General features: G+C 39.0%; 11 protein-coding genes. 7 read left to right on the forward strand and 4 right to left on the reverse strand.

Annotated features, from left to right (window positions below; genetic code table 11):
• The first annotated feature begins 16 nt into the window (after positions 1 to 16).
• From DYQ05_RS10595 to msrB, 4 genes are all read left to right on the forward strand, one after another.
• The gene (locus DYQ05_RS10595; protein WP_206183401.1) at positions 17 to 1,582 is read left to right on the forward strand and encodes a spiro-SPASM protein; all 1,566 of its coding nucleotides are present in this window, start codon (positions 17 to 19) and stop codon (positions 1,580 to 1,582) included.
• Positions 1,557 to 2,510, forward strand: coding sequence for a glycosyltransferase family protein (locus DYQ05_RS10600; RefSeq protein ID WP_020965998.1), 954 nt, complete (start codon positions 1,557 to 1,559; stop codon positions 2,508 to 2,510). Before DYQ05_RS10595 ends, DYQ05_RS10600 begins: the two co-directional genes overlap by 26 nt.
• Positions 2,507 to 5,149, forward strand: a complete 2,643-nt coding sequence (locus DYQ05_RS10605; protein ID WP_206183402.1) for a bifunctional glycosyltransferase/class I SAM-dependent methyltransferase — start codon at positions 2,507 to 2,509, stop codon at positions 5,147 to 5,149. The genes DYQ05_RS10600 and DYQ05_RS10605 overlap by 4 nt, the downstream gene beginning before the upstream one ends.
• A gap of 151 nt (positions 5,150 to 5,300) precedes the next feature.
• Positions 5,301 to 6,368: a peptide-methionine (R)-S-oxide reductase MsrB gene (msrB, locus tag DYQ05_RS10610; RefSeq protein ID WP_020966000.1), complete on the forward strand. Its 1,068-nt coding sequence runs from the start codon at positions 5,301 to 5,303 to the stop codon at positions 6,366 to 6,368.
• A gap of 1 nt (position 6,369) precedes the next feature.
• On the opposite strand, the gene DYQ05_RS10615 is transcribed toward msrB, so the two are convergent.
• Both DYQ05_RS10615 and DYQ05_RS14110 read right to left on the reverse strand, forming a co-directional pair.
• A complete protein-coding gene (locus DYQ05_RS10615) occupies positions 6,370 to 8,703 on the reverse strand; it encodes a penicillin-binding protein 1A (RefSeq protein WP_252723356.1) in 2,334 nt (777 codons plus the stop codon).
• Complete coding sequence (locus DYQ05_RS14110; protein ID WP_252723357.1) at positions 8,678 to 8,974, reverse strand: hypothetical protein; 297 nt, start codon at positions 8,972 to 8,974, stop codon at positions 8,678 to 8,680. The genes DYQ05_RS10615 and DYQ05_RS14110 overlap by 26 nt, the downstream gene beginning before the upstream one ends.
• 147 nt (positions 8,975 to 9,121) lie before the next feature.
• Here DYQ05_RS14110 and fliW point away from each other — a divergent pair, with 147 nt between their 5' ends.
• From fliW to DYQ05_RS10630, 3 genes are read left to right on the forward strand one after another with little or no spacing between them, the layout of a single operon-like run.
• Positions 9,122 to 9,565: a flagellar assembly protein FliW gene (gene fliW / locus DYQ05_RS10620; RefSeq protein WP_024465199.1), complete on the forward strand. Its 444-nt coding sequence runs from the start codon at positions 9,122 to 9,124 to the stop codon at positions 9,563 to 9,565.
• Positions 9,565 to 9,795 (forward strand): carbon storage regulator CsrA, encoded by a 231-nt coding sequence (gene csrA, locus DYQ05_RS10625; RefSeq protein WP_020966003.1) that lies wholly within the window; start codon positions 9,565 to 9,567, stop codon positions 9,793 to 9,795. The genes fliW and csrA overlap by 1 nt, the downstream gene beginning before the upstream one ends.
• Positions 9,796 to 9,803: 8 nt before the next feature.
• Positions 9,804 to 10,673, forward strand: coding sequence for a TraX family protein (locus tag DYQ05_RS10630; protein ID WP_206183403.1), 870 nt, complete (start codon positions 9,804 to 9,806; stop codon positions 10,671 to 10,673).
• On the opposite strand, the gene trpS is transcribed toward DYQ05_RS10630, so the two are convergent.
• Both trpS and DYQ05_RS10640 read right to left on the reverse strand, forming a co-directional pair.
• Positions 10,663 to 11,739, reverse strand: a complete 1,077-nt coding sequence (trpS, locus tag DYQ05_RS10635; protein ID WP_206183404.1) for a tryptophan--tRNA ligase — start codon at positions 11,737 to 11,739, stop codon at positions 10,663 to 10,665. The genes DYQ05_RS10630 and trpS overlap by 11 nt on opposite strands.
• A 92-nt stretch (positions 11,740 to 11,831) precedes the next feature.
• Positions 11,832 to 16,313: a 2-hydroxyacyl-CoA dehydratase gene (locus DYQ05_RS10640; protein WP_206183405.1), complete on the reverse strand. Its 4,482-nt coding sequence runs from the start codon at positions 16,311 to 16,313 to the stop codon at positions 11,832 to 11,834.
• Positions 16,314 to 16,422: the final 109 nt, after the last annotated feature.

Consider the following 16,422-nt stretch of genomic DNA (forward strand, 5'->3'; position numbering starts at 1 on the left):
TGCCGATATTTATCGTATGAAGTCTTTTTCGGTTTTATGCGCATATAATATTTCGGAATATGCTCTTATAAAAAATGATGCGGGTATTACACCTTTTTTAAAGGTATGTACCGATGCGGCGGCCTTTCCGAATTGCGGAAAGTTATTGATTTTAGCCTCCCCGGATAACAAAGAAAAAATTTCTTCCTTGTTAAAACTTGTAAATTTAAATCCGGTTGAATACCGGCTTACCGTTTTAAACGATTTTAAACCTCATACCGTGTTTTCCGCAGCGGTTCGGTTTGCCGAAACCGATACGGAATTGGAACATGCATTTTTTTTATACGCCGATTTACCCTGTATTGATTTAAAATTAACCGAAAAATTGTTTGAAAACCATATTGAGTACCGTGCGGAATACAGCTTTGTAGACGGCTACCCTGAAGGCCTTGCACCTGAAATCCTTGCCTCCGGGCTTTGTAAAATTCTTGCCGAAGTATCTAAAGATAAAACATGTTCGGACTTTGATATTGAGCGGAATTTTATTTTTGAAACGATAAAAAAAGATATTAACAATTACGATATAGAAACCCTAATCGCTCCTGCGGATTTAAGACATCTCAGATTACGCTTTGCTTCGGATACAAAACGAAACTCTCTTTTATGCAGCCGTTTTTCAAAAATAAATTCCGAAAATTATTCCGATTTAATTTTACAAAATACTGAAGCCCTTTTTACCCTGCCTGCATACTATTCGCTTGAGCTTGTCCCGCAAATTGAAGCCGCTTCAATTTATAAGCCGCGTATCCCGCAAGAAAAAACTCTTATGCAAAAAGAAAAAGCCCTTTCTTTAATTGAAAAAATTGCAAACTATTCCGATGACGCCGTAATTTCGCTTTCGATTTTAGGAGAGCCTTCTTTATACCCCGGCATTGAAGAAATAATAGAAAAAATTTTATCGTATCCCAAACTTTCCGTTTTAATTGAAACAAGCGGTCTTCATTGGACCGAAGCCGTAACGAAAAAAATACAAGCTGTTGTAAGCTCTTCTTCTCCGCGTAAAAATTCTATGAAAAGTATTTATTGGATTGTGTGCATTGATGCCGTAAGCTCTTTAATGTATGCAAAAATTCATTCGCTTAAAGAAGACGAAGCTAATATAAAACTTAAACAGGCGGTAACATTTACCGACACATTAAATAAAATTTTCCCCGATTCCGTTTTTGCACAAATTGTACGTATGAACGAAAACGAAATTGAAACGGAGCCTTTTTACAGATTTTGGAAGGAATTAAACGTAAACGTAATAATTCAAAAGTTCGATACGTTTTGTAATGTTTTGGAAGATAAACGCGTTGCGGACCTTTCTCCGCTTGACAGGAATCCGTGCTGGCACATAAAACGGGATATGTATATTTTATCCGACGGCAGCGTTCCTCTTTGTAAAGAAGATATTTACCGTAAAAATATTTTAGGTAACGCTTTTACGGACAGTTTTGATTCAATTAGAGCAAACGCTTTTAAAATTTATAAAGAACATTTAACTTGCAAGTACGGAGGCTTATGCGAATTTTGCGATGAATACTATACCTACAATTTTTAACGAACATAAAATTCCGTATACTATATTGGGAAAAAACGCAGGGACAACGGAAGAAAAAATTTCCGTAGTAGTGCTTAACCGCGGTGCAAGATATTATTTAGCTTCTCTGTTTCAAAACTTAATTTCGATGGGTTTAACTTCAATTGTGTTTGTAGAAAATTCAACCCGCAGTTTTGAACTTGAAACACTTTCAACCCAATTCCCTGAGGTAAAATTTATCGTACCTTCCGAAGAAGTATCGGCAGGAGAAATGATTAACCTCGGCATTTCGGAAGTGTTTTCCGATTATGTTTTAGTTATTTGGAACGATATGGTTTTGCCCTCAGTGCTTCATTTTGAAAATTTAATTGAAAAGCTTGAAGAAAAACAAATTATATGTGCAGCTCCTTTTTTAATAAGCTCAAAAAATTCGGCTATGCCGATACAAAATGTCCCCTCTCTTATGGGAAAGGAATTCTCCACCGAACAGTTTTTATGCAAAAAAGATTTTACCAAAACAATTTATATGTCCGACTTTACGGGAATTTATAACCGCTTAAAATTTATAGAAGCCGGGGGCTTTGATTATACCATTAAAAATCCGTATTGGCAAAATTTGGATTTTTGTTTCAGGGCACATCTTTGCGGAAACGAAATTATGATTTTTAATATACTTAAAATAAAATATACTGGGGATTTTCCTATAGAAGATATTTCCGCCGATAATTCTTATATGACTTTTTATTTAAAAAATCTTGCCCCCGCTTTTGGAAAAAACGGAATGTATTTACCGGGCAAGCGTTTTTTCCATTACGCAAAACAGTCAGGATTAAATATTTTTAAGGCATATAAATATTTTAAACATGTAAGCCTGTGGGTTAACGTAAACAGATATAAATTTACGGTTTCACCTTCAGAGCTTATTTCAAATTGGGAGCCGTCAATATGATAGGATTGTACGAAGGTTCCGCCGTAATTGTTCAGGCAAGACTTAATTCCAAGCGGTTATTCCGTAAAGCCCTGCTTGATTTAGGCGGAAAACCTATTCTTTATAGAGTATTAAATGCAATGCGGGAGCTTCCGGCAGAGCATTTTATTTTGGCATGCGATGTAAATTCAAAAAAAGAATTTAAACCTATTGCCGATATTCTGGGGTATACTTGCGTTGAAGGACCTGAAGATGATGTGTTAAAACGGTTTTGCAATGCAATAGAATTTATAAATTCTTCCGCAGGAAACAAAAAAATAAAAATGGTTGTCCGCGTTACGGCAGACAATCCTTTTTTATTTGTACAGGCCGCCTCTTCTTCTATGAGGCGCTATTATGAATTGGGAGAGCCGGATTATTTTACATATACGGGCCTTCCCGTAGGTTCAGGCATAGAAATATTAAAAGCCGATACTCTTTTGCAAAGGGGAAAACTTTCCTCCGATTCTTATGAAAGAGAACATGTAGGCCCTTCAATTTATAGACATTCGGATATTTATAGATGTGTGCGTGAGGCCGCTCCTTCCAATTGGTATTTTCCAAATATACATACTACCATAGATACGGCGGACGATTACGAAAAAGCAAAACAAATGATAAAGTATCTAAAGCTTCATAAAAAAGAAGAGCCTTTTTTGCCCAATGATATTATCAATGCGGCCGACTTTGTAAACAGGCTTGTAGTCTTTTGTCCTTCGGTAATTGCAGGCAGGGGAAGCGGTCATTTACGAAGGGTTTGCGATATTATGACATCTCTTTCGGGAAAGGTAAGATGTCTGGTTTATATCCCCGAAAAAGATGCGCCAAATTTTTCCAAACAAATTTTAAGTACGATTCCTTACGATATAATAACGAGAGAAATACCTGAGCATGCGGCATTAGTAGTTTTAGACAGATTCAGAACTTCATCGGAAGAAATGACGAAATTTAGGCAATGCGGTCCCGTTACCGTCATCGATGAGGGCGGCTCCGGAAGGTCTATGGCGGATTTTATCCTGGATATACTTCCGTCATTAAATACCGGAAATCAAAATGAATGCGATGTTGAAAAGAGGGCAAATATTTTTTCTCCGGCCTTTATTCCTCTCCCTTTAAAACGAAAAAAAATTACCGTAAAAGATTTTTCTTTAATCGGGAAACGTATTCATTTAAATCCTCAAAAAACAAAGGTACTTGTCGTTTGCGGCGGAGAAAATTCTTACAGAATGGCCTTACCCTCAGCCAAAGTTTTAGCTTCGCTTAATTTCGATGTTACCGCCGTTGACATTAATTTAACTTTCGAAGATATAAAAAAATGCGAAGGGAAAATAAAAACTCATTCGCAAATAGAAAATTTACGCGAACGGTTATATGAATGGGACTTGGTAGTTACACATTACGGCTTTACCGCATTTGAAGCCCTTGCTGCCGGCTGTTATGTTCTTTTGGTTTCTCCTACGGAGTATCATTATAAGCTCGGGCTTTCGGCGGGTTTTACCACAATGCCGCCGGGAATCCCTTCGGCAAGCGGCTTTGCATCGGCTTTTTCTCGCGGTATAAAAACACCTTCTATAATAACGCCGGAATCCAAACCCAAATTCCTGCCGCAGCTTATAGAAAATCTATCTTACGGAAGAAAATATTGCTGCCCCATTTGCGGAGAGGAAGAATCGGGAAACGATTTTCCGAAAGAAACAAACAACAGCTACGAAATTACGGCACGTACTCCGGACAGAACCGTTGCCAGATGCAATAAATGCGGAATGTACTATCTTTCATTTATAATAAGTAAACCGAAAAAGTACACTAAAAGTTATTTTTTTGATGAATACAAGGCCCAGTACGGAAAAACTTATTTGGAAGATTTTGAATCCATCAGACGGCAAGGCCTACGCCGTATGGAAATAATCGATAAACTTTATATAGATATTTTTTATAAAAAACGCACTTATAATATTTTCGATAACGGAAAAAAACTTTTGGATATAGGCTGCGCTTACGGGCCCTTTATTTCAGCCGCAAAGTATTCCCTTTGGCAGGCCGTAGGTACGGATATTTCCGAAGCCGCAGTAGAATATGTAAAAAATACTTTAAAATTACCGGCCTTTGTTTCGGCATTTCCCGCCCTGCCTTCATCTTTTGAATTCTTCTATAAAAAGAGAATAACGGGCTCAGGCTATGATAGAATTTCGGTACCTATAGAAAACGGAACCTTCGCCGCCGTTACAATGTGGTTTGTTATAGAGCACTTTCAGGATTTGGATTCGGTTCTCAAAAGGGTAAATTCGCTTTTAATGCCGGGAGGAATTTTCGCATTTTCTACACCGAATCTTTCAGGCGTTACCGGGAAATTTTCTCCCGAAAAATTCTTTGCTCAAAGTCCGACGGACCATTACTCCATTTGGGATTCCGTTACCGTTAAAAGCCAGCTTGAAAGATACGGCTTTAAAATTTTAAAAACGGTTTCGATAGGGCATCATCCGGAGCGGTTTAAATTATTTTTTCCGTTAAAAAAGAACGGAATACTTTGGCGCATTGTTTCGTCAATAAGCAAAATTTTTAAACTAGGCGACAGTATGGAAATATATGCGATGAAACAGGGTACCTTGGAAGATTTATAAATAAAAAGCGGTAAAATTTATGTAATTTTTTAAAATTTTAAAAAATTCGGCAATAAAAAGTCTTTTTTTAAGAGCTTTAGAATATTTTTTGTTGCTTTTTTATATAAAGATTGTTAGTTTAGTATAAAATTTCTTATTAGGAGTAATATTTATGCTAAAAACAAAAAATCTTATTAAATTGATTGTACCTTTTTTAACGGCCGTTTTCATATCCGGATGTACGAAAATGCAGGCTGAAGAAAAAGGAAATTCGTTTTACGGAGGAATGACTATGGCAAAGAATACAAAAGAAATATACTTTGCGGGCGGCTGTTTTTGGGGAGTTGAAGGGTATTTCCGCCAAATACCCGGTGTAAAAGAAACCGACACAGGTTATGCAAACGGAAAAACCGATAATACAAGCTATAAACAAATAGCTTCAAGCGACCATGCCGAAACGGTTAAGATAGAGTATTATCCTTCCATCGTCAGTTTGCAGGAATTACTTGCCCATTATTTTAAAATCATTGACCCTACTTCCATTAACAAACAGGGTAATGATACGGGGCGGCAATACAGAACCGGTATTTATTACACGGATAACTCTATTTTACCTGAAATAAAAGATTTCGTAAAGTTTATGCAGGAAAAATATTCCAAACCGATTGCAGTTGAAGTGGAACCTTTACGCAATTTTATACTTGCCGAAGAATACCATCAGGACTATCTTGAAAAAAATCCTGGAGGTTATTGTCATATCGATTTAGGGCTTGCACTTCGACCCCTATATGATGAAAGTTCTTTTAAAACGCCTTCCAAAGAGCAGCTGAAAAAGAACCTTACAAAAACACAGTATGAAGTAACACAGGAAAAGGCTACGGAAAGACCGTTTACAAGCGAATATGACAAAATGGACGAAAAAGGAATTTATGTCGATATAGTAACCGGCAAACCTCTTTTTTCTTCTTCCGATAAGTACGATGCAGGCTGCGGCTGGCCGAGTTTTACAAAACCCATTACTACTTCCGCACTTCAATACTTGGAAGACAAAAGCCACGGTATGAACCGCACTGAAGTTGTAAGTAAAACGGGCGGAGCTCATTTAGGACATGTTTTTGAAGACGGTCCTGCGGATAAGGGCGGTTTACGCTATTGCATAAACGGAGCCTCTCTCCGCTTTATTCCTTACGAAAAAATGAAAGAAAACGGATACGGCGATTATTTACCTTATGTAAAATAAGTTACATCCACGGATTACCGTTTTCTTCCGTTTTGCCTGCTTCAGGCTCTTCTTCCGTTGAAAGTTCTTCTTCGGAATCCTCGGTATTTTCCGTATCTCCGGCTTTCTCACCGTCAGCCGGGTCGGTAAATACCGACGGGTCAATTGAAATCAGTGAAGGGTCTATATCTATTGTTTCTTCGCCGCTTTGCATTCCTCTTTCTTTAAGCCTGTCGATTCCTATATTTTTTAATCTCATACCGGCAGTATGCTCCGTACAAACTTCCGTAGGAGCCGTTCCCGAAAGAAGAGTTAAAAATACCGTTCCGTCCGAACAGTGCTCCGAAGGCAGCATACCCGATTTTTTACAGACTTCAACCGTAACAACTCCAGATTCTGGAGCGACAAAATCTTTAAAAGGTTTTCCTCTATGCACTTCTCTCATAAAATTTACGGCAACATAACCTGAAAGAACCGCCCCGGAGCTTTCCGTCCCCAGAGATAGCCCTCCCCTGTCAAAACCGTACCAAACTACCGTTGAATAGTATGGAGAATATATTATAGCCCACGAGTCGGACCAGTTTTGTGTCGTTCCGGTTTTTGCCGCCATAGGCATTTGAAAAATTTTTCCCGTTTTTGAATCTTTATATTCAAATTTTTTACCTGCCGCCGAAGCCCCGTAAAGAGTTCCGAGAGTCATAGTTTTTTTCAACATTTGAGTCATTACGTAAGCATTTTGAGGGCTTATTACCTGCATTGCGCTTCCCAGTTTTCTCTGCTCTATTCTTAAATCAAGTTCGGGGTCCAAAATCGTACTGCCTTCACGGTTTTCTACCGAACGTATTGCAATAGGTTCAACGGCTTTACCCTGATTTCCGAAAATCGCAAAGGCCCGTAATAATTGAACGGGCGTAATTGCACTTATTCCCAAAGCCATAGGATAAACCCTTTCGAAAGTTTTATTTATCTCTATAGGGTCCGCAATACCCGTAAGAGCCGAAATTCTGTTTATTGCGGCATCAAATCCTACCATTTCCAAAATTTTAATTGCCGGAATATTTAAAGAAAGCGGAAGAGCTTGGTAAACCAAAACCGTCCCCTTCCATTTACCGCTATAATTATTAGGTACATATTGTACCCCGTCGGCACTTTCAAAAACTTGGGGCGTATCGTCCATTCTTGTAGCGGGTGTTATTACCCTTGCGTCTATCGCTGCGGAATAAATAAGAGGTTTAATGGAACTTCCTACTTTCAGCTTGGATTGAGTTGCCCTTATAAGCTGATTCGCTTCATTATATTGGCTTCCGCCTATAATTGCCGTAATATAGCCCGTTTCGGTTTCCATAGACAGGAAGGTTCCTTCAACAACCTTTTCCGACAAAAGCTCTTGAGTTTTTGCGGTTACCTGCTTTGTAAGAGTCTTTAAATTATCGATACCGCACATTAAAGATAAAACATCTATAGTATTGTTTAAATTATTTCTGTAGTAAGCATTTGTTTTTACTTGAAGCTGCTTTTCTCCTAAATGCAGTTTTTCCATACCGAAACACAGCGAAAGAAGAGCGGTAATATTGCCGTACTTTTCGGTTTGGTCAAAAGAACCGGAAGAAGACCTTGAAAGACGCGTATTAACATCTTTAAGATATTTTTGAAATTCCGCTTCCGCAATTTCCTGATGCCTTAAATCGCAAGTAGTATGTACGGTATATCCGTCTTTATAAAGATTCATCGTTCCGTACATCATACTTTCAAGTTTACGCCGTACATATTCGGAAAACCATCTTGCCTTATCTTCACGAGTAAGCCAAGCCGAAAGAGCAATCCTCGTATAATCGAAATTCGACCAATACTCTTCAAAAGAATCGGTTGCTTCCTGTTTTGTAAGATACCCCAAGTCCACCATACCTTGAAGAACATTTTCCTGTCTTTCTTTTGCCCTGTTGGGATTTTCAAACGGATTATACTTAGTGGGATTTGAAAGCTGGATAACCAAAATGGCGGCTTCGGCGGGAGTAAGATTGGCTGCGGAATGTCCGAAATAAAACCTTGAGGCGGCGCTTACACCGTATGTTCCGCTTCCGAAGTAAACTTCGTTCAGGTAAAGCATCATTATTTCATCTTTAGAATACCGCCTTTCCATTTGAAGAGCCCACCATAATTCCAAAACTTTGCGTTTAATGCTTTTATTGGTTCTATCACAGTATAAAAGACCTGCAATTTGTTGGGTAATGGTACTTCCTCCTCCCAGGGAGTGACCGGTAAGCTGACCGATAACGGCCCTTATTATCGATTTAATCCTAAAGCCCCCGTGTTCGTAAAAAACCCTATCCTCACGCGCCAACAGAGCTTGTATCAACGAAGGTGAAATACCGCCGTAATTTATAAGGTCCCTTTTTTTCATCCATTGAAAATTCGGTGATAAGGTCTCCGCGTATATCCAATATACGTGAAGGCAGAGCGGGGTTAAAATCGGCGAACAGCTCGCTTTGTTTTATATTTTGTGTATATGCCAACATCTTGCCGAGAGCAAAAGAGCCTCCCGTAAGTATGATAAATATAAAAATTATATAGATATAAACCAGTTTTCCGAATCTATTCATAACCGATATAATAAACATAATTTTCATTTTTTTGCAAGTGGTAAAGACTTAAGTCCGATTTAAACTTGTGAATGCTACTTGCAGGTTACGGATATTTTCAGTATAATATAAAGACCTTAAAATTAAGCCTTTTATAAAAGGCTTAAAGCGCATATTGATTTTAGGATGGAAAATATGGAAATACAGACAAAAACTATGGGAACCGTTCAAATTACCGAAGAGCAAATTATTACTTTAGCTGAAGGTTTTTACGGTTTTGAAGAATTTCATAAATATGCCTTACTTGATTCCGAGCAGGAGCCCTTTATTTGGGTTCAATCACTTGAAGATAAAAACCTTGCCTTTATTGCAATCGACCCTTTTATATTTAGACCGGATTATGAACTTGACATAAGCGATGATATATTAAAACCGATTGAGGTTGAATCCCCCACTGATTTATTAGTCTTCGCTCTTGTAACAATTCCTCCGGGAGGAAACCCTATTACGGCAAATTTACAAGGCCCGCTTATTATAAACAAAAAAAATAAAAAGGGCTTACAAGCCGTTATGAATGACGGAAAGTGGAACACAAAGCATGATATTCTTGCAGAATTAAATGCTGCGGGGAGGAAATAATGCTTATACTTTCACGAAAAACCAATCAAAAGATTTTAATCGGCGATAATATAGAGCTTACGATTATCGAAATCAGGGGCGACCAAGTTAAAATAGGCGTAAACGCTCCGCCTTCGGTTAAGGTTTTCCGCGAGGAAATTTATCAGGAAATTCAAAATGAAAACAAGGCCGCTATGGTAAAAGATACCGCTCCCATATTGCCCGATTTACATTTACCGCCGAAAAAATAGCTTTACTTATGCAAAACGGTGTGCTTAAAAACGGACTAAACGGCTTTCAGCTTAAAATTATAGCAATTTGTGCAATGGTTATAGACCATGCGGCATGGGTATTTTTACGCCCTTATACCGAAAATTTTGCTTTATATGTACTTTACGAGATTTTACGCGGTATAGGCAGGTTTACTATGCCTATAATGTGTATGCTTTTAGTGGACGGCTTTTTTTATACCCGAAGTGTAAAAAAATATTTGATAAGACTTTTTATCTTTGCCCTTATTTCTCATGTGCCTTATTATTTTTTCGACTACGGTATTTTCTCAATAGGCTCTTTTTCGATTTATAAATTTCAAACCAGTATCATATTCAATTTATTTTTATGCCTTTGCACCCTTGTTTTATTAAAAACGGAAAAAATATGTGCGGTTTTAAAATTATTCGGATTATCTCTGCTTTTTCTCAGCTCATGGTTTTGCGATTGGCGGTTTTTGCCTATTATGCTTACGGTTTTATTTTACGCTTTTTATAAAAAACGTTTTATTGCAATCGGTTTATATTTACCTGTAGTTTTAATTTGGCTTTTTATACATCATTGGGCCGGTTATTTTATGCTTCTTTTGGAAAAAGGCAATCCTTTTATATTTGCCCTTCAAAATGCCTTGCCCTCTCTTATTGAAGACTTTCCGCAAATTCTTCCGTATAAGCTGTTTTTCATAGGTCTCTTTTTTTTGATTCCGTTTTTTTGTCTTTACAACGGCAAACCGGGTAATTTTAAAAAGGGTTCCGTAAAGGCAAAAATTTCAAAGTGGTTTTTCTATGTGTTTTATCCGCTGCACCTTTTAATTCTTGCCTTTATTAAATACGGAAATCCTTTTATTTTTACGGATTAACTTTGCCTTTTATAAGCTCGATATCGTCAAAATAATTTATACGCATAGCATTTCGTACTTCGCTTAAGGTTTCCGCGGCTTTTATTCGCGCTTTTTTTGAGCCTTCTTTTAAAATCTCGTATATCTGCGGAATGTTTCTTTGAAGTTCCGCTCTTCTTGCCCTAATCGGAGAAAGCTCTTCTTGCAAAACGCTGTTTAAAAACTTTTTTATTTTAACATCTCCCAAGCCGCCCTTTTTATAATGAGCTTTAACTTCATCAAGACAGGAATAGTCTTTCCAAAATTCTTCAAAATGCTCGTTTCGGACGAAGGCGTCAAGATAGGTGAAAACGGGATTTCCCTCCACTTTTCCGGGGTCTTCTACACGCAAGTGGTTGGGGTCGGTGAACATTCCCATAACCTTTTTTTTAATTTCTTCACAGCTGTCCGAAATATAAATACAGTTGCCCAGCGATTTACTCATTTTCGCTTTTCCGTCAGTACCCGGAAGTCTTCCGCCAGCCTTATTGGAAGATAAAAGTTCTTTAGGTTCAACCAAGGTTTCTCCGTAAAGCGAATTAAAGGAGCGTACTATTTCACGAGTTTGCTCAAGCATAGGAAGCTGGTCTTCGCCTACCGGTACGGTAGTAGCCTTAAATGCAGTTATATCCGCCGCCTGACTTATAGGGTAGGTTAAAAATCCTACGGGAATTGTATTTTGAAAGCCCCTCATTTGTATTTCAGCCTTTACGGTGGGGTTACGTTCAAGGCGGGCGAGGGTTACGAGGTTCATATAATAAAAGGTCAGCTCGCAAAGTTCCGGAATGTAGTTTTGTACAAGAACGGTAGACCTTGCGGGGTCTATCCCGCAGGAAAGGTAGTCCAATGCAACTTCAATGACATTTGTCCGGATTTTTTCAAGATTATCGGTATTGTCGGTTATGGCTTGCGCATCGGCAATCATTATATAAATTTCATCGTATTTACCCGAATTTTGCAAGGCAACCCTGTTTTTTAAGGAGCCCGCATAATGCCCGATATGAAGTTTTCCGGTAGGGCGGTCGCCGGTTAAAATAATGTTTTTCATTTTGTTATTATGCACTAGAGAAAGGAAAATATCAATTACCCCGCTTTCAGAGCGGAGAATTTTCAGATTTAAATAATGTTTAACTTAAAATTTTATACCTTCGTTTCATCGGGATGTTTCCCGGGTTCGGCATTTGCAAGAAGGAGTTTTAACCTGTTAAGCTGGTTTACCTCGCTTGCTCCGGGGTCGAAATCTATTGCCGAAATATTGGCTTGGGGATAACGCCTTCGTAATTCTTTTATCATTCCCTTTCCCGTTACATGGTTGGGAAGACAGGCAAACGGTTGAATACAGGCTATGTTAGGTACACCTGAGTGTATAAGCTCTATCATTTCGGCGGTTAAAAACCAGCCTTCGCCTGTAGTATTTCCCAATTGTAAGATGCCGTCTACGGATTCCGCAAGTTTATAAATAGTGTCTTGCGGAATAAAACGTTTGCTTTTTTTTAGAGCCTCTTTTATCGGTTTTCTATAGTTTTCGATAAGCCAAATTGCAAATCTTGAAGTAAATTGTTTGGTTTTTGAATTTTCAATATATGTGCTATTATAAATTCCGCACATTGAAGAATACAAAAAGAAATCGAGTAAATCGGGAACTACACATTCAGCTCCCTCTCGCTCGATTGTTCCTACAATATCGTTGTTTGCTTCCGGATGAAATTTTACCAATATTTCGCCTACAACTCCCACACGAGGCTTTCTTATTTTTTTTAAAGGAAGGGAATCAAAGTCTTTTACTATATCGCGGATTATCTTTTTATAAACGCTCCCTTTCATATCCTTTAAAGCTTCTTTTATTAAAACCGAATATTTTTTATGAAGTTCATTTGCGGAATCGGGAACGGCTTCGTACGGACGTGTTCTATATAATACGCGCATCAGTAAATCTCCCAAACACATTGCCCTTGCCACCCTGTGAAGTACTCCTAAAGTTAATTTAAAGCCGGGATTGGTTTCAATTGATTGGGCGCTTATTCCTATTACGGGTACAAAGCCCAGTCCCGCATCTTTTAAAGCCCTTCTTATAAAGCCTATGTAATTTGTAGCACGGCAGCCGCCGCCAGTTTGTGTAATAGCCAATGCCGTAGCCGATAAATCATAACGGCCCGATTTTAAAGCTGCAATCATCTGTCCTGCAACTATTATGGCGGGATAACAGGCATCGTTATTTACGTATTTTAAACCGTACTCGATTGCAGTTTTATCGGTTTCCGCAAGTATTTCAAAATTATAACCCGAATGCGAAATTGCCGCTCCTACCAAATCGAAATGAATAGGCGACATTTGCGGTGCTAAGATAGTGTATCGTTTTTTCATTTCTTTTGAAAAAACGATACGGCGATATGCCGAGCTTTTTTTCTCAACAAGGGTATTGCCGCGTTTTCTTTCTTTAACCGCCGCTAAAAGACTTCTTACCCTTATTCTTACCGCTCCCAAATTTGACCCCTCGTCTATTTTAATTAAGGTATACATTTTACCCTTAGATTCTATTATTTCCTGCACTTGGTCCGCGGTTACGGCGTCCAAACCGCAGCCGAAACTCGTAAGCTGAATAAACTCCAAATTGTCTTTTTCCGAAGCGAATTTGCCTGCCCGGTATAGGCGGTTATGGTACGACCATTGGTCCACTACACGTAAGGGTCTCTCTATTTGTCCCAAGTGGGCTACGGAATCTTCCGTTAAAACCGCAAGACCGAGACCTTGAAGCATTTCAGGAATTCCGTGATTTATTTCCGGGTCCAGATGATAGGGGCGTCCTGCAAGGACTACGCCGCTTATACCTTCTTTTTCCATTATGCGTAAAACTTCTTCACCCTTAGCTTCGGTTTCAGCCTTATAATTTTCCCGCTCCGTCCAAGCCTTTTCGACGGCGGTTTTTATTTCTTCATAAGTTAAATTGAAAACACTTCTCAATTCTTCAAAGAGCCTTTCGGTAAGCCGTTTTTTATCGTAATAAGGTAAAAAGGGATTAAGATAGATAATTGAGCCGTCCCGCCGTAAAACGTCTATATTGTTTTTGAGAACTTCGGGGTAGCTTGTAACAATGGGGCAGTTATAGTGATTTCCGGCCCCGGGATCTTCTTTTTTTTCATAGGGAATACAGGGATAAAAAATATTTTTTATCCCCGCCTTTAAAAGCATTTCGAGGTGGCCGTGTGCAATTTTTGCAGGATAACAAACCGATTCCGAGGGAATGGATTCCAAACCCGCTTCATAAACTTTTCTTCCGGAACGCGGGGAAAGTTTTACCGAAAAGCCCAAGGCCGTAAAAAAAGTAAACCAAAAAGGATAATTTTCGTAAATATTTAATACGCGCGGGATTCCTATTTCTCCGCGCGGAGCTTCGTTTTTTTGAAGAGGCTTGTATGAAAAAAGCCTTTTATATTTCCAATCAAAAAGATTGGGAATATTTTTTTCCTCAGTTTTTTCTTTTTTTTCGGTATATTCTTCATACTCCTTGCCGAGCTCCGCCCCGCGCTCGCAGCGGTTACCGGTAATGAAGGAGCGTTTGTTTCCGTTTATGTTAAATACATTTACAGTTAAAAGGCAGTTGTTTGCACACTTGCCGCACCTTAAAAGTTTAAGGTCTATTTTTAAATTTTCAAGCTCTTCCGCACAGGCAATACCCGATTTGGTTTTTTTGCCGTCCAAAATTTCTTTTTTTTCTTCGCTTAAATCGAACCATTGGTCTTTTGCGATTAGGGCGGCTCCGTATGCTCCCATAAGACCCGCCACATCGGGGCGTACAGCCTGTTTTCCCGAAACAAGTTCAAAGGCGCGCAAAACCGCATCGTTATTAAATGTTCCGCCCTGTACTATTATTTTTCCGCCTATTTCGGAGGCGTCGCGTAATTTTATAACTTTAAATAAGGCGTTTTTTATAACCGAGTACGAAAGACCTGCGGAAATATCTCCTACCGAAGCGCCTTCTTTTTGTGCCTGTTTAACACGGCTATTCATAAAAACCGTACATCGGCTGCCCAAATCCACAGGCTTGGGAGCTAAAAGAGCCTTATTTGCAAATTCTTTTACGGACATTCCCAGAGAGCGGGCAAAGTTATCCAAAAAACTTCCGCAGCCTGAAGAACAGGCTTCGTTTAATTGAATTGAAGTTATTGCTCCGTTTTTCATTCTGAGGCACTTCATATCCTGCCCGCCTATGTCTAAAAGAAAGTCTACTCCCGGAAGAAAAAACTCCGCAGCACGGTAGTGGGCTATGGTTTCAACTTCTCCGGAATCTACTCCCAAAGCTGCCTGAAAAAGACCCTCGCCGTACCCGGTCGAAACGGAGCGGGCAATAAAAGCATCTTCAGGAAGCATTGTATACAGCTCTTTCAGCATTTTTATTGCAAGTTCTACGGGATTACCCGCATTTACATCGTAAAACCTCCAAAGGATTTTACCGTTTTTATCGATTAAAACCGCCTTCGTAGTGGTTGAACCCGCGTCCATTCCTAAAAATACTTCACCTGATACAGTAAAAATATCTGCGGAAGGAGCCATTTCCCGTGCATGGCGTATTCTGAAATTTTTAAGTTCGTCTTCGTTTTTAAAAAGAGGGGCAAGCCTTTGAACCTCAGTCATTTCGGAGTCGGCAATCTTATATAAGTCTTTTTTAAAAAGACTTAAATTTATAGAGTGTATTTTTTGTTCGAAAGAGCCGTCAAAAAAAGCTCCGTTTTTTAAGTCCGTCTTTTTTGTTTCCGTTTCTTTAACCAAAGAAAAACCCTTATGAGGTTTTACGTTTTTTAAGTCCGCCTTTACAGGTGTATTTTTAAAAATACTTTCCGCGGCACCTAAGGCGACAAAAAGTTCCGAATTTTCAGGAATTATAATATCTTCGTCTTTTAATGCCAATGTAACGATAAATCTATGTCTAAGCTCATCTAAAAAATGAAGAGGGCCGCCCAAAAACGCTACCTTTCCACGGATAGGTTTTCCGCAGGCAAGACCTGAAATCGTTTGGCTTACTACGGCTTGAAAAATACTTGCGGCAATATCTTCCCGCCTTGCACCCTCGTTGATAAGGGGCTGAATATCCGTTTTAGCAAAAACACCGCAGCGTGCCGCAATCGGATATATGGTGGAAGCGTTTTTTGCAAGCTCATTTAAACCCGATGCGTCGGTTTCCAAAAGAGCCGCCATTTGGTCAATAAAGGCTCCCGTTCCGCCCGCACAAGTTCCGTTCATTCTTTGCTCTATATTGGAGCTTTCAAAATACGTAATTTTTGCATCTTCACCGCCCAACTCTATTACCACATCGGTTCGGGGAATAGTTTTACGGACGGCGGCGGTAGAAGCTGCAACTTCCTGCACAAACGGAATGTTAAGCCAATGCGATACCGATAAACCGCCCGAACCGGTAACCATTACGGAAACATCAATATTTTCTCCGTAAGTCTTTTCCATTTCGGCAACGGCTTTTTCGCATACGGAAATTATAGTAGAACGTATATCCGCCCTGTGTCTTTCATACTTACTGAATATAATTTTTCCGCTTCCGTCCAAAACGACAACCTTAACCGTTGTAGAGCCGACATCTATTCCGAAGCGCAATAACGATTGTCTGTGCATACCGTTTTAATATACTATTTTGCAGGAAAAAAACAAGAGAATTGTTAATCACATATTGCAATTCCCTATAAACCGTCAATCGGACAGCTTAAAAGGTTGACAATTATAA

This window comes from Treponema pedis (genome assembly GCF_017161325.1).
Taxonomy (GTDB): Bacteria; Spirochaetota; Spirochaetia; order Treponematales; family Treponemataceae; genus Treponema_B; species Treponema_B pedis.